Raw genomic sequence first — 18,326 nt, forward strand, 5'->3', positions numbered from 1 at the left:
CGCAGGTCAGCGGCGGATCGAGTCCCGGAACGGGTTCGGTTCGAGCGTGTAGTCCGTGGTCGGGTCCGCCCAGGTGTCCTGGGCGGACCGGTGGCGGCCCGAACGCAGGGCGGAGAGCGCATGCGTCGCAGGCACGCCTGCGGCGAGCGCGAGGCGGCCGGTGAGGGAGCGGTCCGCGCGGCCGAGCACGCTCGCGCGATGCCAGGCCTCGTGCAGCGCCCCGCCCCGGGCCGCGGGCACCCGTCGATGCGGCAGGGCCCCGGCCCGACGCAGCGCCACGAGCTCCTGCACCCGATCCCGCCAGTCCGACTCCACCTCCGGGTGGAAGTAGTTGTCGCGGAGCCAGGACGGGTGCGGGTGGCGGAACCGGCCGGCGACGACCTCGCCCGCGCCGCCCAGCAGACCGCTGCCGATGAAGACCGTGTTGAGGAGACTCTTGTGCACCCCGAAGCGGTCGAGCGCGATCACGGGGACCCCGTGGGCCAGCGCCTCGACCGCCGCCGTCGAGCTCACCGTGACCAGACCGGCGGCGGACTCGAGCGCGGTCGCCATCGGCGCGTGCGAGAACACGAGGTTCGCCGGGCGGCCCGCCGTGAAGAGACGGGTGTACGGATCACGGTCGAGGTGGGTCTCGGCCTCCCCCGGCCGGGACCGCACCTTGACGACCACCCGGCGCGACGGATCGGCCTCCGCGGCGCGCACGAGAATGGCGGCGATCGCTGCGCGCTCCTCCGGCCGTCGGGGCACGAGGGCCTGCGCGGCGAAGACGACGTCCGTCGCCCCGGGCGGACGGACCGCCGCGGGTGTTCCGTCGACAGGACGTTCCGCCAGAGCGATGCCGCCCGCACCCCCGGAGAGCACTCCGGCCGCCGCGGACTCCCGGAGACGGCTGCCACTCCACCGCTCGCGACCCCGCGCGAAGGGCAGGGTCGCCAGAGCGAGCGGCGTCCGCACCCCGATGCGCTCGCCGAGCTCGGCGAAGGCACGGCGCTCGCGGTGCGAGTGCACGATCAGCAGGTCGGTGTGTCGCCGGTAGTCGAGCGCCCCGCGCTGGGCGGGGATCGCCATGCCGGGGAGCCCCGAGACGGTCACCGGACGGTGCCGCAATGCATCGACGACTCGGCCCATGAGGCGGACGAACGGTCCCCGCCCGGCGAGCAGCACCACGTCCGGGCGCTGGACTTCGAGCCATCCGGCCACGCGCTCGAAGTCGAGCCGCGTGACGTCGGCGGCGCCGAAGCCGGTGCCCGCCAGCGCCGCATCCTGCTGCGCGGCGCTCACCGTCAACGGCGTGCGTACCAGCAGGAGCTGCGATCGCAGGTCGGGCACGGCCCCCAGCAACGATGCCGCCCACTTCACGAACGAGTCGGCGTCCGCGATGGCGACGACGCGCATCCCGGCGCCGGCGGTCATGCGGGCACGCGGCGGAGCTTCGCCATCGGCGCCCGCTCGCTGTCGAAGACGCGCTTGACGCCGTCGCCCACCGCGCTCTCGATGACACGGATGTCGCGGACCAGGTGTTCCAGGCCCCCGGGCTCCAGGGATGCGGCGTGATCAGAACCCCACATCGTCCGGTCCAGGGTGATGTGGCGCTCCACGGCGACGGCTCCCATCGCGACCGCGGCGAGGGAGATCTGCAGGCCGCGCTCGTGTCCCGAATAGCCGACCGGGATCCCCGGATAGCGGTCCCGCAGGGTCGCGATCACCCGCAGGTTCGCCTCCTCGGGCTCGAGCGGATAGGTCGAGGTCGCGTGCATGAGGACGACACGGTCGGTGCCGAGCGTGTCCAGCGCGCGGTCGATCTGCTCCATGGTGGACATGCCCGTCGAGAGGATGACCGGCTTCCCGGTCTCGCGCAGCGCGACGAGCAGCTCGGTGTCGGTCAGACTCGCCGACGCGACCTTGTGCGCCACGACGTTGAGGTCTTCGAGGAAGGCGACGCTCGGCACGTCCCACGGCGAGGCGAACCAGTCCAGGCCCTGCATCGTCGCGTGGTCGCCGATCTCGACGTATTCGTCGCGGCCGAACTCCACTCGGCGCCGGTAGTCGAGGTAGCTCATGGTGCCCCACGGCGTCTCTCGCGGCACGTCGCGCATGTGCTCCGGGGTGGAGATCTCGGGCGTGCGCTTCTGGAACTTCACCGCGTCCGCGCCGGCTCGGGCCGCGACGTCGATGAGGCGCTTGGCGATGTCGACGTCGCCGTTGTGGTTGAGGCCGATCTCCGCGATGACGTAGGCGGGACGGCCGCCGCCGATCACGTGCGATCCGATGCTGACAGTCATGATTCCTCCGGTCGTCGAACGGTCAACCGCCCCGTCCTTCCTGAGTACGGGCCGCGGGTGAACACCGATCGACCGGACGGTTACCGGGGGCGGTCAGCTCGACAACACCCGTTCGACGAGCTCCCGCACGGCCCCGTCGCCGCCTCGCCTCCCCAGCACGACGCGCGCCTCCGCACGGACGAGCGGGTGGGCGTTCGCGACGGCGACCGGCCAGCCCACGATCCGCATGGCGGGAAGGTCGTTGACGTCGTTACCGAGGTAGGCGACGTCGGCGAGCGCCACATCCTGCTCCTGCGCCCACTGCCGCAGCGCGGCCTCCTTGTCGGCGATCCCGTGCAGGACGGGGACGCGGAGCTTGTCGGCTCGGGCTCGCACCACGGGGTTCACCTCGGTAGAAAGGATCAGCATCGGCACCCCCGCCCGCCGCAGGAGCGAGACGCCCATCCCGTCCTCCCGGCTGACCCGCACCCGCTCTCCGCCATCCGCGTCGATGATCGCCGTGTCGTCGGTATGCACCCCGTCGAAGTCGGTGACCACGGCGCGGACGGGGATCCGCACCGGGCTCTCATGCAGAACGGCAAGGGCCCGTGCGGCCTGAAGCTGCGCGGCATCGTCGATCTCGATCGCGGTCTCCTCGGACACGGGGGCGATCCCGATCCGCCCGAAGAAGCGGTGGCGGTGGGCGCGGAATCCGTCGACCCGGAACACGTAGAAGGCTCCGGTCTCCAGATAGTGCGGCTCTCGGTCCTGGCGGCGAGGGCGGTGGCCGGCCTCGTGGTTGATCGCCTCGGCCGTGCCGTCGACCCCCCGGCGCCAGAGGAAACCGTAGGTCTCGACGGCGGAGAAGACGCTGTCGGACTCTCCCTGCTGCACCTCGGCGACGGCATCGGCCAACGCGGCGCTCGGGAGGAAGGGCGAGGTGGCCTGCAGGAACGCGACGACCTCGAACCGCTCACCCTCGCGCTCCAGCTCATCGAGCGCATGGAGGATCGCCGCCTCCGAGGTCGCGGTGTCTCCGGAGAGCTCGACCGGCCGCCGGATCACCCGCGCGCCCGCCTCCTCGGCCGCCACGGCGATCTCGTCGTCGTCGGTCGAGACGATCACGAGGTCGAAGCACGCCGCCGCCCGCGCAGCGTGCACGGCTCTGGCGACGAGGGGGACGCCCCCCACACGCTCGAGGTTCTTCCGCGGGATCTGCTTCGATCCGCCCCGCGCGGGGATGATCGCCACCGTCGTCTGCAGGCGCTCGTCCATGTCATGTCTCCTCATCGTCCGCGGATCTCCCGCCAGGCGCGGCCCACGCGGCGTCGGGCGCCGACAGCGGTCAGCCGCCATTCCTCTATCCGTCCCACCCCGCCGCGCGGAGCCAGCAGGCGGCGCACGCCCCGCGGCGCCGACCCCCCGGGGAGGGCGAGCGCGGTCAGCCGCTCCGATGCGAAGTACCGCCGACGCTCCTCGCGGTCGAGGCCGTCCAGCAGCTCCTCCGCCCTGGCTCGAAGGTGCCCCGCGATCTCCGGTTGCATCGTGTAGCCCACCGCGTCCACGAGGAGCTGCAACCGATCCGGATCGGCATAGGGGGAGAGCGTCCGTGTGAGCGCATCGACGATCGTCAGGGGGATGCGGTTGCTGTTCTCCACCGGGGTCAGGGTGCGGAGCAGCTCCGTCGCGCCCGCGGCGCCGATCCTCCGCCCGAACAGGGTGCGGACCGTGGGCAGAGCCGTCGAGAAGGTCGCCACGACGGCGCGCGCGTCGAGGCGCTCCGCCAGGAGTTCGGCAGCCAGACGACCGCGGTCCTCCACGAACGCCAGACCGCGACTCTCCGCATGAGCGCGCACGGCGTGGGCGAGCTGCGGCGGTGCTGCGGGATGGGGCTTGAAGACGATCCGCTCCGGGAGCTCTTCCGCCGCCCGGTCCACCAGACGCTGCTGGAGCGCGACCTCCTCCGTCGCGGTCATCAGACCGAGGGCCGCGAGGTACTGTCCCAGCACGAGCACGGTCGCCGGTCCTGCAGCGGTCGACCCTTCCGACGACTCTCCCGTCTCCTGCAGCGCCGCCGCGAAGGGCTCCGGAGGCACCGGGACCGCCGCCGCGTGCGGAGAGGCCACCAGCGGACGGACGCCGGGCACCACGTCGGCGTACACGACCCGTTCGATCCGCGCCGTGACCGCGTGCGGCAGCCGTACCCGCATCGGCGCGTAGGTCATGAGGCCGTCGCCGACGATGGTCACCCGCGCCTCGGGGAACACGGAGAGGAGAGTACGGGCCGGTGCGACCTGGGGGCTCTGCACGAGGAGCTCGATCTCCCGCGGGTCGAGCCGCCACGCTCGCGCGAGAAGCCGCCCCAGCACCGGGAGGTCGGCGTCCGCGGGTTCCCAGGCGCTCGGATGCAGGGGTCCCAGCACGTCGGCCAACGGCTCGACACGATGGAACCGGCCGCGGAGGGAGTGCAGCGCCGGATCCGTGTCGATGCCGACGACCGTCTCCGGGACCCGCGACGAGGTGAACGGCACGAGCACCCGCTCCGGGGCGTGAGCGCCCGCGCCGGAGCCCGCGTCGAGCAGGCCCGCATCGATCGCGGCGGCCGCGGTCGCGAGCCCGTAGGCGCTGTGCAGGGCGAAGAGGCGGGTCATGTCGCGTGGCCTCCGCCGCGCAGGCTGCGCGCGAGCACCCGACGTCGCGGACCGTCGAGCCGGGCGAGCACCGTGGCGACCTTCGCCGCCGGGAGGTCGTGCAGCAGTGTGCGGATCCGCCTCCGCATCTCGCGACGCACGGGTGGCGCCATGCGCCGCGAGCGCACCAGGTGATGCGCGCTGAGGGCGAGCGCGGTCCAGACGGCCTTCGGGAGGAAGCGGTCGGCATCGCGGTCTTTCCGGACGAGCTCGATCACCTCCGCCAGCGCGGGGGCGAAGTCGAGCTGGCGGCGGTCGTGCACCTGCGTGAGCGACGTCTCGACGCCTCGGCGGTAGAGCAGCGCCGGGGCGTCCACCACGGCGAACGAGGCCGCGTCCAGATGCAGGCGCCAGATCCATGGGCGGTCCTCGGCCGTGAAGAGGCCGGAGGGGAACGCGGCGAGCCCACGGTCGAGCACACGGCGGTGCAGGAGTCCCGCCCAGGCGAAGGGGTAGTCCACCATGCTCGGCTCATCGACCGGAAGGATCGCCTCCCGGGGTGGCACGACCCGCTCCCTCCACGGATATGGAGCACGGACGAGCGCACGCCGCATCCCGGTGACGGTGACATGATCCGTCCGAAGGAACTCGCACCGGAGCTCTCGCAGGCGCGCGGCGAGGACCGCGAGGCGCTGGGGCTGCATCCAGTCGTCCCCGTCGACGAAGCAGAACGCCTCGCCCTCGACGTGCGCGAGCCCCTGGTTGCGTGCCGACGCCAGCCCGCGCGGCTCGGCGTTCCGCAGCACCTGGGCGTGCGGGAACCGCTCCGCATAGTGCGCCATGAGCGCGCCGGTCTCGTCGCGGGAGCCGTCGTCGATGGCCACGAGCTTCAGAGCGGCGGGATCGTCGAACTGCCGGGTGAGCGTCTCGAGGGTGGTGCCGATGTACGGGCCGGCGTCCTTCGCAGGCAGGATGACGGTGACGAGGGGCGTGCGCACGGAGCTCCCGGAGTGGGCGATGGGCTCGTCATCGTGGCAGGCGACGGTGGCCGGAGAGCGACCGTGCGGTGAACGTCCGGTGACGCGCGAGGTGAACGCTGAGGTGTGGCCCGCACCCGAACGAGCCACACCCCCAGTGCGTTGCACTGCCGGATGCGAACACCCGGTGAACCGTCACCGTGAGGCGACGGCCACCTCGCGGCGGTACTGGCCCCCACCAGCGAACCGCGAGGCGTCGTCGAGAGCGACTCCATGAAGATCAGCACTCAACACGTAACACGATACAACCGTCTGTTCGATCGCGCGAATCGGCCTAGGTCAATCCGTGAAAATTCGCGCCGAGCCTCCGGATCGGCGACGATGGACGGATGCGGTGGCCCTGGAGCACGATATGGCGCCCGATGTGGCGGCGCCAGCGCGTCGGAGGCATCGAGCTGCGCTGGCTCACGGCACGGTCGTGGACCCAGCGCTGGTACCCCCAGGGCATCGACGTCGGCGAGCGCCGCGGACGACGCGCTCTCGCGGTGAGCTGGTTCCGCCAGGACCCGTCGGGGCGCCACCTCGCCTCGCGCGTGACCCTCGTGGATCGCGAACGCACCCGCCGCCTCGACATCGTGCTGGCCGTCGCCGACGACGACGGCGTCCTGCAGCCCGCACCGATCCATGCGGGAGGACTCGCCTGGTTCGGCGACCGCCTGTTCGCGGCCGCCACCGGGCAGGGCATCTGGGAGTTCGACCTCGGTGCGCTCCGGCGGGTGCACGGCACCGATGCCCAGCGGGTGCGCGGCGGTCGACGGCGCCGCGACCGGCGGACGGCCGTGGTCGCGGTCAGGACCCGCCGCCACCCCGTCGCCCTCCGATGCTCCTTCCTCGGTCGGGTGTTCGACGCGGACGGGACCCCGCTCCCCCGCGTGCTCATCGGCGAATACCGCGGCCAGGAGACGGGAGCGGTCGGCGAGTTCACCATTCCCCATGGCCCCCACGAGGGCTTCCTCGAACTCGAGCACTTCACTCCGGGCATCCGGCACATGCAGGGAGCCGTGCGGTGGGGTGACCGCTACCTCGTCTCACAGTCCGATCACCTCCGGCCCGGGGTGCTGTGGTCCGGCCGCCACGATGCACTCACCCGGCACCCGATGGCTCTGCCCGTCGGCTGCGAGGATCTGGCCCTCGACCCCGACGACGAGCTGCTGTGGACGCTGGGTGAGCATCCGTGGCGGCGCGTGGTGCGGGGCATCCCCTTCGTCAGCCTCGGGCTCCGGGTTCCCGGCGGGGCCACGGGACCGCGAACGTAGACTGAGGGGGTGAAGAAGCCCGCCCCCCTCCTCGTCTACACCGTGCTGCGCCTGCTGGCGTTCCTCGTCCCGCTGGCCATCCTGTGGTTCTTCTTCCCGATCTTCCGCGAGTTCTGGTGGCTCGCCGCGATCTTCGCCGCCCTCATCGGCGCGAGCATCTCGATGCTCTTCCTGCGCACCCCGCTCTCGGACGCCTCCGCCCGCTTGCACGAGCGCCGGCAGGGCAAGGTCTCCGGACAGCAGGCCGACGCCGACGCCGAAGACGAGCTCGTCGACCGCTCCCCCGACGAGCGCCCCTGACGCCCTCTTCCGTCGCGCACCCGCGCACAACTTCGGAGATCCGCCGCGGCACGCCGCCCGCGCGGTCATCAACGCGGCGTGTCGTCCACCGTCTCCGAAGTCGTGACCGGCCCTGTCCGCGTCTCCATTGTTGGACTCGGTCTCAAAACTCTCGGCTAAGCCATAGGTTCGACCGACATCTCGGCCCCCTGTGCAGGTCTCACCGCGCACGACTTCGGAGCGACCGCAAAACGCGCCGGGGAGAGGGCCAGGACGACGGCGTGTCGGTCGCGAGCTCCGAAGTTGTGCCCGACGGGAGACGGGGAGCGGAGTCAGCCGGCGAAGGCCCAGAACAGGGCGCCGGCGTAGAGCAGCGAGGTGAGCGACGTCAGCGCGAGGGCGATGACCAGTTCCCGCGGTTGACGGTAGGTCCAGACGATCACTATCGCGGGAAGCCCGGCCAGCAGCGCGAGCAGGGAGATCCAGGCGATCGGGAACAGCAGCGCGAGGAACACGGCGATGCCGAACGGCACGAGCACGAAGAGCGTGAAGAGGACCTGCGTGGCGCGGCGGCCGATGAGGACCGTCAGGGTGCGCTTGCCGACCTCGCGGTCCTGATCGATGTCGCGGAGGTTGTTGGCCAGCAGCACCGCGCAGGCGAACAGGCCGGCGGCGATCGCTCCGAGCCAGGCCTGCTGCGGGAGCATGAAGACCTGCACCCACGTGGTGCCCAGGGTGGCCACAAGCCCGAAGAACACGAAGACGAAGACCTCGCCGAGGCCGTAGTACCCGTAGGGCCTCTTGCCGCCGGTGTAGAACCAGGCCGCGACGATGCAGGCCGCACCGACCGCGAGCATCCACCACTGTCCGGTGCGGACGACGATCGCGATCCCGACCGCTGCGGCGAGCGCGAAGAAGACGAGGCCGATGACGAGCACCGTGCGCGGCTTCACGCGGCCGGAGGCCGTGAGCCGCGCCGGGCCGACCCGATGGGCGTCGGTGCCGCGGATGCCGTCGCTGTAGTCATTGGTGAAGTTCACGCCGATCTGCAGCAGGACCGCCACAGCGAGGCACGCGAGCGCGATCACCCAGTGGAACTCCGGACCCGTGCTGCGTGCGGCTCCCGTACCGATGACGACGGGGGCGATCGCGAGGGGCAGCGTGCGCAGACGCGCCGCACCGATCCAGTCGCCGATCGTCACCGGACCCGCTTCGACGACCGGCCGCTTGGCCGGGTTTCCGCTGGTGCGCGGCGGGGTGCGCCGACCGGACTTCTTCTTGCGCTGGGAGGATGCTGCCACCCACGGAATCCTAGTCGTCGCGGCGAGGCGGCGAGCTCAGCGGTGCGGGTTGCTGTCCTTGCCGTCGAGCCAGAGCTCGTCGGTCTTGTCGGCGTGCGCCCCGGTCGTGCCGACGTGTTTGTCGCTGATCTTCGACCCCTTGAGGATGACGTGGACCATGGCCTGCGCGTGGCCGTGACCGAGGCCGTACTCCTGCTTGAGCCAGTTGAGGACGACGGTGGACTTCGTGTTCTCGTCGAACCCCTGCTCGTGGGCGAGGGCGATGAACTGCCGCGGCGTGAGGCCGGTCTGGGTCTCGACCTTGTCGAGGTACGCCTGGAAGGACATGGTTCTCTCCGCTCTCCGTCCCCGTCGAGGAACGTCTGGATGATGATCCCACGTCGCCCGGCCTACTCGGCGGACGCGACGGGGATGATGGGCCGGTGCTCGTAGTACGTCTGAAGCACGACGGTCGTGCGCGTGCTCACGTTCGCCGCGAGCCGGACATCGCGGACGAGCTGTTCCAGGTCGCGCGGCGTCGGCACGCGGACGAACAGCATGTAGCTCGCGTCCCCGGCGATAGAGTGACACGCCTCGATCGCGTCGAGGTGCTCCAGGAGCTCGGGGGCGTTGTCGGGCTGGGCCGGATCGAGCGGCGTGATCTCGATGAAGGCGGACAGCGGAGTCCCCGCCTGCTCCGGGTCCAGGATCGCCCGGTAGCCGGTGATGACGCCGCGGGTCTCGAGTCGCCGCAACCGGGACTGCACCGCCGACACGGACAGCCCGACGGCCTCGGAGAGCTGGGACAGCGTCGCCCTCCCGTCACGGGAGATGGTCGCCAGGATCGCACGGTCGACAGAATCATCCATGGCTGTAAGATTATCGTCAGGATTCCGTTATAACCGGAATCTTTCCGTTTTTCACTGCGATCGGAGGTTCCGATGTCCCTCGTTTCCGCCAACAGTTCCGCTGTTCAGGCCATCATCGGCGAACCCGAGGTCGTCGAGGATGCGTCGATCGTCGAGAACTCCGCCGCCTGGGCGCAGCTCAAGCAGGCGGCGATCGCCATCCGCGAGCTGCAGATCAAGGACGGCTCGATCCCTGGCGCTTCGACGAGCTCGGCGACCCTGGACCAGGCGACCGCGCTCGTCGGGGAGATCACCGCCGCGATCCGGGCCCTCGCCCCCGCCTTCCCCCACGACGCGGAGTACCTCTCCGCCTCCATCGCCGACTTCGAGCGCTGGGCGGCCGAGGGCTTCGGCGTGCCGGACTTCCTCGACTCGCTCGTGGCCTTCCAGCCGCAGCAGCATCGCGTCGACGGCATCCGCCACCTCGTGGTCTTCCCGATGTACACCCAGAACGGCTCGAGCGACCGCCTGGTCGAGGCGCTCATCGTCGAGACCATCTGGCCGGAGTTCATCGCCGCGCTCGAGGCCGGCGACTACGGCAACAAGCTCTTCGTCTCGCTTCGGCTCGTGGACTTCACGCCCGGCTACGACACGAACTCCGCCGTGCTCTTCCCGGAGACCGTCGCCATGCGCGAGATCCCGACGTTCACCTGGGGCGCGATCTTCCAGGACCGCGAGGCCGCCCGCTACCGCCGCGTGGTCCGTGCGGCCTCGGAGATCACCAACCTCGACCTCCCCGAGCGCGCGGCGGCGATGCTGGAGGACCAGGAGGTCGCCGAGAAGACCTTCGTGATGTGGGACATCATCCACGACCGCACCCACATGCGCGGAGACCTGCCCTTCGACCCGTTCATGATCAAGCAGCGGATGCCGTTCTTCCTCTACTCGCTGGAAGAGATGCGCTGCGACATGACGGCGTTCCGTGAGTCGGTGAAGATCGAGCGGGCGCTGGATGCCCGGGTCGCCGCGGGCGAAGAGCTCACGGAGACCGAGCGGGAGATGCACGAGTACGCGCACCTCGTGCAGTACGCCGTGATCTTCGACCGCATCTTCCGCTTCGCCATCACCGGCACGCGCGTGCGCAACTACGACGCGGTGGGCGGCCAGCTCCTGTTCGCGTGGCTGCACCAGCGCGGCGTGCTGCACTGGACCGACACGGCGCTCGCCTTCGACTGGGAGAACGTGCCGGACGCCGTCGTGGCGCTCGGTGACGCGATCGACGACCTGTACTGGCACTCGATCGACCGCCCCAAGGTCGCGCACTGGCTCGCCGCCTACGAGCTGGTCCGCAGCACGCTGACGCCGCACCCCGCGTCGCAGTGGGCCCGCGGACTGTCGGACGAGATCCTCGCCGGGGCACCGAAGGGCTACACGGACGCGGTCCTGGACGACGAGTTCCCGCTGTCGATGTTCTTCGAGACGCTCGACAAGAAGATGAAGCCGGTCATCGAGTCGACGGTCGGCATCCGCGGCACGGACGACTGATCCGCACCGCTCCGTTGTGACGCTGGGGCGCACCACCTCTGCGGCCGGAGACCCGGATCCCGGGTCCGGCCGCAGAGGCATCTCCGACCGAGAGGACACCGCATGACGACGCCGACGAGCCGGGAAGCGCAGGGCCGCGTGGTCGTGCTGGCGGGGGCCACGAGCGCAGCGGGACTGGCCGCGACGAGGGCCTTGCGCGATGCCGGCGCCCGGGTGGTCGCCACCGGCCGTACGTCCGAGCGACTACGCGCCCTGGCCGAGGCGGGCGCCGAGACGGCGGTCGCCGACGCGACCTCCCTCGCCGACATGACGGCGCTCGCCGGGCGGCTCGAGACGGTCGATGCGGTCGTGCCCCTCGTGGGCGGCTGGCGAGGTGGAGGCGGACTCGCCGGGCAGACCGACGAGGACTTCGCGGCGCTGCTCCCGGCGCTGGAAGCGGTGCGGGCGACGAGCCGGGCCTTCGACGGCCGTCTCCGCGCCTCGGCCGCCGGACGGTTCGCGATCGTGTCGTCCACCGCCGTCGCACGGCCCCTCGCCGGCGGAGCGAACTACGCAGCGGTCAAGGCGGCGAGCGAAGCCTGGACCCGTGCCGTCGCCCAGGGGTACGCCAAGATCGCCCGCGAAGCCGACGAACCGCTGCGCGCCGCTGCCGTCGTGTTCCGCGCCAAGGCGCTCGATCCCGATGCCCTCGCCGCGCGTCTCGTCGGGCTCTGGGACACCAGCGCCGCCGACCTCAACGACCGCGTGCTCGACCTGGGCTGAGTCCCGGTCCGCGCCGTCACCGGGACTCGGGCGGTATCCCGGGGACGATCGGCGGGGCGTCGCGATGCGTGTCCGGCCTGTCCTTCGCCCCTTCCGCGTCGTCGACGGCGGAATCCTGAGCCTGCGCCTCCTCCGGTGCCGGATCCGGGGCGGTGGCGTACAGCTCGGTGAGGGTGCGGTACGACCGGGTGAAGAAGGCCAGGCTCGCGGCGACCACCATGATCAGCCCCGCGAAGAGGCAGATCAGTGCGATGCCCCGCGCCTCGCCTTCGCCGAGGAGCCACCCCCACTGCCGCTGCCCCTGCGCGCTGTCCATGTACGGGATCACGAGGAACTCGGCGATCGGGGCGATGAGGAAGGCGGTGATCGGAGCCGCCGCCGCTTCCATCGCGGCCGCAGTACCGAACACCCGTCCCTGGCGCGCGAACGGCACGACCTTCTGGATCACGGTCTGCTCCGCGGCCTCGACGGGAGGCACGAGCGCCATGTACACCCACATGCCGAGGACGTACAGCGGCCACCACTCGCGCAGCATGAAGATCGCGCCGAGGAGCCCCATCGCGATCACGACGAGGAGCATCGTGCGGACGGGCTTCCTCCCGAGGCCGAACTTGGCCACCAGTCCCCCGCCGATGAGGAAACCTGTCGAGGCGAAGGCCAGGGCGAACCCCCACATCTGCGCGTCGAACAGCGTGAGTCCGTACGGATCCATGAGCGCCATGTAGACGCCGCCGATGAGGTTGTTGAAGGTCGAGAAGACGATGAGCGCGAACAGTCCGGGCGCCTGGCGAATCGCCTGGACGCTGCCGCGGAAGTCCACGGCGCTCTTCGCCTCCGGATCGACCTCGGGCTCCGCCTCCGGGATCCGGATGAACAGCAGGTGCGCGAAGGTGAGGGCCATCGCCGCGATCGCGATTCCCAGCGTCCACCCCATGCCGAGGAAGCCGATCGACAGGCCGGAGAAGACGCTCGTGACGAGGAACGCGATCCCCTGCACGGTGCCGACGAGACCGTTGGCGTTGGCCCGTTTCTCCTCCGGCACCAGCAGCGTCACCGTCGTGGACAGCGCGATGTTGCGGAGCTGCTCGATCACCCCGCCGAACAGGATGACGCCGGAGAAGAGCCAGAACCACGGTCCGCCGAGGTCGAGCAGGGAGGCCTCGGGCTGCCAGAGGTAGAGCACGCCTGCGACGAGGAATGCCGCCGCGGAGATGACGCTCGACAGCAGCATGACGCGGTGCTTGCGGTGCCGGTCGACGATGGTGCCGAACATCATCGCGAAGAACGCGACGAACAGCATGTACGCACCACCGATGATGCCCGTGGCCAGCACGGACCGGGTCTCGATGTAGACCCAGAACGTGAGGGCGAACCACAGGAAGCTCGTCGTGACGTTGGCGATCAACGTGTTGACGAGGACGTTCGCGAAAGCGGTCTTCGCCGCGCTGCGCTCCATGGGTTCGAGGGTAGAGCGGGCTTCCGACATCCGGTAGGGGAAGGCGATTAGGCTTGTCCGGTGAGCATCCCGCACGACCCCGCCATCCGGGGCTTCGCCAGTGACAACTACTCCGGCATCCACCCCGAGGTCCTGGCGGCCCTCGCGGCCGCGAACGGGGGCCACCAGGTGGCCTACGGCGAGGACGCCTACACCGCCCGCCTGCAGGAGGTGTTCCAGGCGCACTTCGGCGACACCGCCGCGGCGTATCCGGTGTTCAACGGCACCGGGGCGAACGTCACCGGCCTGCAGTCGATGCTGCCGCGCTGGGGTGCCGTGATCGCGGCCTCGACCGCCCACATCAACGTCGACGAAGGCGGAGCGCCCGAGAAGATCGGCGGCTTCAAGCTCCTCACCGTCCCCACCGACGACGGCAAGCTCACCCCCGACCTCATCGACCGCGAGGCCTGGGGCTGGGGCGACGAGCACCGCGCGCAGCCGCTGGTGGTCTCGATCACGCAGTCCACCGAGCTCGGCACGCTGTACACGGCGGAGGAGATCCGCACGATCGCCGATCACGTCCACGCGCGCGGCATGAAGCTCCACGTCGACGGCGCGCGCCTGTCGAACGCGGCCGCCGCCCTCGACCTCCCGCTGCGGGCGTTCACGACCGACGTCGGGGTGGACGTGCTGACCTTCGGCGGCACGAAGAACGGCGCGATGCTCGGCGAGGCCATCGTCGTGCTGAACCCGGAGGCCGCCGTCGGCCTCAACTACGCGCGCAAGTTCAACATGCAGCTCTCGTCGAAGATGCGGTTCGTCTCGGCGCAGCTCATCGCCCTGCTCGACGGCGACCTGTGGCTGCGCAACGCCCGGCACGCCAACGCCATGGCGGCCCGGCTCCGCGGGCGGATCGAGGACGGTCTCGCCGACGGGTCGATCGTCGGAGTGGAGTTCACGCAGCCGACGCAGGCGAACGGCGTGTTCGCGACTCTGCCGGAGGGCGTCGCCGATCAGCTCCGCGACGTGTTCCGCTTCTACGACTGGGACGCCGCGCGCCGCGAGGTGCGCTGGATGTGCGGCTTCGACACCGAGGAGTCCGACGTGGACGCCTTCGTCGACGCCCTCGCCCGCCTCACGCGCCCCTGACACCCCGGGTTCGCGTCGAGACCCCGGGGCGCTCGCACGTCTACGCCGGGGTGTGGGCGCGAAACCGGGGTCTCGGCGGGAGAAGGTCGCCTAGCGCTTCGACTTGCGGTAGCCGGCCTTGACGGCGGCGCTCTCCGTGGAGAAGCACGCCTCCGGCTTCGTCTTCGCGTAGTACGCCCCGCTCCGCACGTGATAGATCATCGACTGCGCGTTGCCCTTGATGGGAGCCCACGCGGGGCAGTTCCAGGTCGAGATCGGCGTGGTGCGCCCCGGATAGACGACGGCGGCCGTCCGAGCCGATGTGCGCGCGGCGGAGATGTAGCCGCTCTTCGTGCCGGTGACCCGGACCGTGATCCTCGCCTTCACCATCGCCGGGGTGACGACGAGCGTCGAGCCGGTCGCACGGGAGATCGCCCGCCCGTTCATGTACCACTGGTAGCTCAGCCGGGTGCCGCTCGTCCAGGTGTACGGGACGGCCGTGAGGCGGGAGCCCACGATCGCGGATCCGGTGATCCGAGGCGTCGGTGCGGACAGGATCCCCTTCACCGCGGCCGTCGGCTTCGAGCGCCGTGATGCGGCGGCGTACCCGGCTTTGGTCCCGGAAACGACGACGGTCACCGTCTTCACGGCCGCCGACGACGGAAGCGTGAACGAGGCCGCGGTGGCTCGTGCGACAGCGGCACCGTTGATGTACCACTGATACGTCAGCCGTGTTCCCGCCGTCCAGGTTCCGGTCCTGACCTTGAGGGTCTGCCCGACGGTCGGAGTTCCGGTGATCGACGGTGTCGGGGCGACGAGCGGGCGGAGCACCGCGGCCGTCGCAGCCGAGCCGACCGTCGCCGACGCGAAGGCCGCCTTCTTCCCGGTCACCTGAACGGTGATGCGCGTCCCCGCGTGCGCCGTCGTCAGCGTGAGGGAGGAGGCCGTCGCCTTGGCGATCGCCTTTCCGTTCGCGTACCACTGGTAGCTGAGCGCGGCACCCGCGGTCCAGGCTCCGGGGAGCGCTCGAAGGGTCTGTCCGACGACGGGCGTACCGCTGATCGTGGGCACCGAGGTCTCCATGCGGTGCAGCGCCTCGAGCGCGGCATCGATCCCCGGCCGCGCCTCCCCTGCAGCCAGCACGAGCGGCCGCGCCTTCTCGAATCGAGGTGCGTCCTGCCACCACTCCGAGACCGCGCCCGCGACCGACGATACGAAGGCGACGCGATACTCGCCCGCCGGCAGCCCTCCGACCGCGAACGTACCGGCGTCCGTCACGACGTTGGCGGCGGCGACCGCGGCTCCGGCTCCGGCCGCCGGGTAGACGGCGACGATGACCCGCTGCCCGGTGATGTCCACGCCGATCGGCGCGGTGACGCGCCCGGAGACGAGGGCGGAGCGCTCGAGCACCACGTCGCGCACGAACCCGTCGGGCCCCACAGACACGACCTCGCCGGCCTGCGGGCCCCCCTGATCGAAGACTGCGCGTCCCTCCGACACCACACCGAGGACGACGTCGCCCTGCGGGACGCGCAGAGAGTACGACCCGTCTGTCACGCCGACGGCCGCGAGCGGGGAACCGGCATCCGCCCCGGGTGCATAGGCCGCGACGAAGGTCCGTCCCGTGCTCAGATCGGTGCCGTCCGGGAACGTGACCTGTCCGGAGACGACGGCGGTGCCGTCCGGATCCGTCTCACCGGGAGCGGCGGCGACCTCCGCGGCCGATTCCACTGCCGTGGGAAGCGCTTCGGCGACCCCGGGGAAGGCCGGGTCGGGCGCAACCGCCGCGCCGGCGGGGGCCGCGACGAAGACGAGCCCGGAGGCGAGGAGCGCGGCGGCGACCGTGACGGCCAGCGCGCGGAGGGTGCGGAGAGGAGCGGCGAACGCCATGAGCATCCTTCGGGACGGACGCGGTCGACGACCGCGCGGATCAGGGCGTTCTGAACAGATCACCTTCGTCATGAATACCGCTCCCGCGCTCCGAGGACAAGCTCGGATTCCTGCCCCTTTCGCCGAGACCCCGCGCCGCCGTCGAAACCCCGCGTTCCGCACGGGTCAAGCCCGGGGTCTCGACGCGAAGCCGGGGTCTCGGCGGGGAGGGCGCGAAGAGGGTCAGCGGAGGAGGCCGAGGCTGGCGAGCGCGTGCCGGATGAGGGTGCCGCGGCCGCCCTCCATCTCGGCGGCGACGGCATCGGAGGCCGCGGCCTCCGGGGAGAACCACGTCACCTCCAGCGCGTCCTGACGCGGCTCGCACGTGCCGGTCACAGGCACCACGAAGGCGAGGGAGACGGCGTGCTGACGGTCGTCGTGGTACGCGCTCACCCCCGGGATCGGGAAGTACTCGGCCACCGTGAACGGCAGGGGCTGCGGCGGCAGGAGCGGAAACGCCATGGGTCCGAGGTCGTTCTCGACATGACGGAACAGCGCGTCGCGGATCGTCTCTCCGAAGCGCACGCGGCCCGACACGATCGTGCGCGTGATCTCGCCGAGCGGGGTGGAGCGCAGCAGCACGCCGATCTCGGTGACCTGACCGGAGCCGTCCGTGCGCACGGGGATCGCCTCGACGTAGAGCATCGGAAGGTGGCGCCGCGCCTCCTCCAGCTCGACGTCGCTCAGCCAGCCGGGGTTCGCGTCCGGGCTCGGCGGGTTCGCGTCGCGGAACGAACCGAGGCCCTCGTCGTCGGGCTCCGGCTCAGGATCGGGTGTGCGCACCGCCATGCCTCCTTTCTACCAGCCGTCCTCATCGATGGGGAGCACCGGCGCGAGCCCTGGCAGGATGACGGAGTGACCGAGAACCTGACGATCGACGCTGCCGCGACGCGCTGGTCGCCCCCTGACCCCGCCGGGCTCCCGCTGCTCGTCCTGCTGCACGGCTACGGCGCCGACGAGCACGACCTCTTCGGCCTCGTCCCGTATCTGCCCTCCGGCATCGCCGTGGCCTCGGTCGCCGCTCCGCTCGCCCCGCCGTGGCCGACCCCCGGTCGCTCCTGGTACCCGATCGAGGGGCTCGACGGACGCAGCTCCGCCGCCGTCACCCTCGCGGCCGAGGCGTTCCTGCGCTGGCTCGACGAGGCCGCGGCGGACGCGCCGTCGGTGGCGCTGCTCGGGTTCTCCCAGGGTGCCGCGGTATCCCTCCAAGCCCTGCGGCTCGCGCCCGAGCGGTTCGGTGCGGTCGTCGCACTGAGCGGGTACGCCGCCCCGGACGCCCTTCCCCAGGACGAGCATCTGGCGGAGGTCAGCCCTCCGGTGTTCTGGGGCCGCGGCACGCACGACGACGTCCTCCCCGCACCGCTGATCGCCCACACGGCGCAATGGCTCCCCGCGCACACGACCCTCTCCGGCCGCGTCTACAGCGGCCTCACCCACAGCATCTCCGAGGAGGAGCTCGGCGACGTCCACCGCTTCCTCACGACCTGGGTCGCGGGGATCGACGCGGATCAGGCGGAGGGGCCTCGGCCGTCCTGAGTGTCGTCGCCGGAGTCCGGGCCGTCGACGGCGTCGGCGCCGTCCGACCCTTTCTCGACGCTGCCTCCCGATCCGCGGAAAGCCACGGACAGCGCGATGCCGATGGCGACGCCGAAGACGAGGCCGAGCGCCCAGTTCTGCAACGCGACGCCCATGGAGACACCGATGGCCATGCCGACCGCGAGACCGATGCCGAGGCCGGTCCTGGCGCGCATCTCCTCTGGGCTGGGGTTCCGATCGTCTGCCATGCCTCCACGGTAGAAGCTCGCGAGCGCCCCCGCATCCCCCGCGCGACGGACCCGCGACACGCCCGGGAGTTGCACGACGCGACACGCCCGGGTATCGTCGTGGCGTCCTGTCCGCCGTGTCTGGAAGTCCTTTGATCTGAATCGTCGCCTCC

18 protein-coding genes are annotated in these 18,326 nt (G+C 71.2%); 6 read left to right on the forward strand and 12 right to left on the reverse strand.

Annotation, left to right across the window (positions count from 1 at the left end):
- Positions 1-6 precede the first annotated feature (6 nt).
- The 5 genes from AC3B5L_RS14060 to AC3B5L_RS14080 form a co-directional block, all read right to left on the reverse strand.
- Positions 7-1,413 (reverse strand): DUF6716 putative glycosyltransferase, encoded by a 1,407-nt coding sequence (locus tag AC3B5L_RS14060; RefSeq protein WP_490095891.1) that lies wholly within the window; start codon positions 1,411-1,413, stop codon positions 7-9.
- The gene (locus tag AC3B5L_RS14065; protein ID WP_197971849.1) at positions 1,410-2,282 is read right to left on the reverse strand and encodes an N-acetylneuraminate synthase family protein; all 873 of its coding nucleotides are present in this window, start codon (positions 2,280-2,282) and stop codon (positions 1,410-1,412) included. Before AC3B5L_RS14065 ends, AC3B5L_RS14060 begins: the two co-directional genes overlap by 4 nt.
- A gap of 93 nt (positions 2,283-2,375) precedes the next feature.
- The gene (locus AC3B5L_RS14070) at positions 2,376-3,536 is read right to left on the reverse strand and encodes an acylneuraminate cytidylyltransferase (RefSeq protein WP_232089090.1); all 1,161 of its coding nucleotides are present in this window, start codon (positions 3,534-3,536) and stop codon (positions 2,376-2,378) included.
- An 11-nt stretch (positions 3,537-3,547) separates the two neighbouring features.
- Positions 3,548-4,912: an alpha-2,8-polysialyltransferase family protein gene (locus AC3B5L_RS14075; protein WP_259954338.1), complete on the reverse strand. Its 1,365-nt coding sequence runs from the start codon at positions 4,910-4,912 to the stop codon at positions 3,548-3,550.
- Positions 4,909-5,889, reverse strand: coding sequence for a glycosyltransferase family 2 protein (locus AC3B5L_RS14080; RefSeq protein ID WP_490095892.1), 981 nt, complete (start codon positions 5,887-5,889; stop codon positions 4,909-4,911). The genes AC3B5L_RS14075 and AC3B5L_RS14080 overlap by 4 nt, the downstream gene beginning before the upstream one ends.
- A 368-nt stretch (positions 5,890-6,257) precedes the next feature.
- On the opposite strand from AC3B5L_RS14080, the gene AC3B5L_RS14085 reads away from it, so the two are divergent.
- A complete protein-coding gene (locus AC3B5L_RS14085; RefSeq protein ID WP_259954335.1) occupies positions 6,258-7,184 on the forward strand; it encodes a hypothetical protein in 927 nt (308 codons plus the stop codon).
- Between the two features lie 9 nt (positions 7,185-7,193).
- The gene (locus AC3B5L_RS14090) at positions 7,194-7,484 is read left to right on the forward strand and encodes a DUF4229 domain-containing protein (protein ID WP_259954334.1); all 291 of its coding nucleotides are present in this window, start codon (positions 7,194-7,196) and stop codon (positions 7,482-7,484) included.
- Between the two features lie 311 nt (positions 7,485-7,795).
- On the opposite strand, the gene AC3B5L_RS14095 is transcribed toward AC3B5L_RS14090, so the two are convergent.
- The 3 genes from AC3B5L_RS14095 to AC3B5L_RS14105 form a co-directional block, all read right to left on the reverse strand.
- Complete coding sequence (locus tag AC3B5L_RS14095) at positions 7,796-8,764, reverse strand: 1,4-dihydroxy-2-naphthoate polyprenyltransferase (protein ID WP_259954332.1); 969 nt, start codon at positions 8,762-8,764, stop codon at positions 7,796-7,798.
- Between the two features lie 36 nt (positions 8,765-8,800).
- Positions 8,801-9,091: a DUF4287 domain-containing protein gene (locus tag AC3B5L_RS14100; protein WP_259954330.1), complete on the reverse strand. Its 291-nt coding sequence runs from the start codon at positions 9,089-9,091 to the stop codon at positions 8,801-8,803.
- A gap of 62 nt (positions 9,092-9,153) precedes the next feature.
- Entirely contained in the window at positions 9,154-9,612 is a 459-nt protein-coding gene (locus AC3B5L_RS14105; protein ID WP_187662305.1) for an Lrp/AsnC family transcriptional regulator, read from the reverse strand.
- 72 nt (positions 9,613-9,684) lie between these two features.
- Between AC3B5L_RS14105 and AC3B5L_RS14110 the strand changes: the two genes are divergently transcribed.
- Both AC3B5L_RS14110 and AC3B5L_RS14115 read left to right on the forward strand, forming a co-directional pair.
- Positions 9,685-11,136, forward strand: coding sequence for a DUF6421 family protein (locus tag AC3B5L_RS14110; protein ID WP_268776647.1), 1,452 nt, complete (start codon positions 9,685-9,687; stop codon positions 11,134-11,136).
- A 102-nt stretch (positions 11,137-11,238) separates the two neighbouring features.
- Positions 11,239-11,898, forward strand: coding sequence for an SDR family NAD(P)-dependent oxidoreductase (locus AC3B5L_RS14115; RefSeq protein WP_187662307.1), 660 nt, complete (start codon positions 11,239-11,241; stop codon positions 11,896-11,898).
- Positions 11,899-11,914: 16 nt separating this feature from the next.
- Here the strand turns inward: AC3B5L_RS14115 and AC3B5L_RS14120 are convergent, their stop codons facing one another.
- Positions 11,915-13,354 carry an MFS transporter gene (locus AC3B5L_RS14120; protein ID WP_259954328.1) on the reverse strand — a complete coding sequence of 480 codons (1,440 nt, stop codon included), beginning with the start codon at positions 13,352-13,354 and terminating at the stop codon, positions 11,915-11,917.
- A gap of 60 nt (positions 13,355-13,414) precedes the next feature.
- Here AC3B5L_RS14120 and AC3B5L_RS14125 point away from each other — a divergent pair, with 60 nt between their 5' ends.
- Positions 13,415-14,482: a threonine aldolase family protein gene (locus AC3B5L_RS14125; RefSeq protein WP_268776646.1), complete on the forward strand. Its 1,068-nt coding sequence runs from the start codon at positions 13,415-13,417 to the stop codon at positions 14,480-14,482.
- A 90-nt stretch (positions 14,483-14,572) separates the two neighbouring features.
- Here AC3B5L_RS14125 and AC3B5L_RS14130 read toward each other — a convergent pair whose 3' ends face one another.
- Both AC3B5L_RS14130 and AC3B5L_RS14135 read right to left on the reverse strand, forming a co-directional pair.
- Positions 14,573-16,351, reverse strand: a complete 1,779-nt coding sequence (locus AC3B5L_RS14130) for a sunset domain-containing protein (RefSeq protein ID WP_268776645.1) — start codon at positions 16,349-16,351, stop codon at positions 14,573-14,575.
- A 222-nt stretch (positions 16,352-16,573) separates the two neighbouring features.
- Complete coding sequence (locus tag AC3B5L_RS14135; protein WP_268776644.1) at positions 16,574-17,179, reverse strand: DUF4916 domain-containing protein; 606 nt, start codon at positions 17,177-17,179, stop codon at positions 16,574-16,576.
- Positions 17,180-17,245: 66 nt separating this feature from the next.
- Here AC3B5L_RS14135 and AC3B5L_RS14140 point away from each other — a divergent pair, with 66 nt between their 5' ends.
- Positions 17,246-17,926 (forward strand): alpha/beta hydrolase, encoded by a 681-nt coding sequence (locus tag AC3B5L_RS14140; protein ID WP_268776643.1) that lies wholly within the window; start codon positions 17,246-17,248, stop codon positions 17,924-17,926.
- Here the strand turns inward: AC3B5L_RS14140 and AC3B5L_RS14145 are convergent.
- The gene (locus AC3B5L_RS14145; RefSeq protein ID WP_268776642.1) at positions 17,899-18,174 is read right to left on the reverse strand and encodes a hypothetical protein; all 276 of its coding nucleotides are present in this window, start codon (positions 18,172-18,174) and stop codon (positions 17,899-17,901) included. The genes AC3B5L_RS14140 and AC3B5L_RS14145 overlap by 28 nt on opposite strands.
- Between the last annotated feature and the right edge of the window lie 152 nt (positions 18,175-18,326).

The sequence above is a fragment of the Microbacterium sp. C-MGS6 genome, from assembly GCF_058140415.1.

Coding starts and splice junctions, on each gene's coding strand:
- AC3B5L_RS14085 (WP_259954335.1), top strand. CDS start 6,258: ATGCGGTGGCCCTGGAGCACGATATGGCGCCCGATGTGGCGGCGCCAG.
- AC3B5L_RS14070 (WP_232089090.1), bottom strand. CDS start 3,536: ATGGACGAGCGCCTGCAGACGACGGTGGCGATCATCCCCGCGCGGGGC.
- AC3B5L_RS14115 (WP_187662307.1), top strand. CDS start 11,239: ATGACGACGCCGACGAGCCGGGAAGCGCAGGGCCGCGTGGTCGTGCTG.
- AC3B5L_RS14065 (WP_197971849.1), bottom strand. CDS start 2,282: ATGACTGTCAGCATCGGATCGCACGTGATCGGCGGCGGCCGTCCCGCC.
- AC3B5L_RS14130 (WP_268776645.1), bottom strand. CDS start 16,351: ATGGCGTTCGCCGCTCCTCTCCGCACCCTCCGCGCGCTGGCCGTCACG.
- AC3B5L_RS14120 (WP_259954328.1), bottom strand. CDS start 13,354: ATGGAGCGCAGCGCGGCGAAGACCGCTTTCGCGAACGTCCTCGTCAAC.
- AC3B5L_RS14145 (WP_268776642.1), bottom strand. CDS start 18,174: ATGGCAGACGATCGGAACCCCAGCCCAGAGGAGATGCGCGCCAGGACC.
- AC3B5L_RS14135 (WP_268776644.1), bottom strand. CDS start 17,179: ATGGCGGTGCGCACACCCGATCCTGAGCCGGAGCCCGACGACGAGGGC.
- AC3B5L_RS14075 (WP_259954338.1), bottom strand. CDS start 4,912: ATGACCCGCCTCTTCGCCCTGCACAGCGCCTACGGGCTCGCGACCGCG.
- AC3B5L_RS14060 (WP_490095891.1), bottom strand. CDS start 1,413: ATGACCGCCGGCGCCGGGATGCGCGTCGTCGCCATCGCGGACGCCGAC.
- AC3B5L_RS14110 (WP_268776647.1), top strand. CDS start 9,685: ATGTCCCTCGTTTCCGCCAACAGTTCCGCTGTTCAGGCCATCATCGGC.
- AC3B5L_RS14105 (WP_187662305.1), bottom strand. CDS start 9,612: ATGGATGATTCTGTCGACCGTGCGATCCTGGCGACCATCTCCCGTGAC.
- AC3B5L_RS14100 (WP_259954330.1), bottom strand. CDS start 9,091: ATGTCCTTCCAGGCGTACCTCGACAAGGTCGAGACCCAGACCGGCCTC.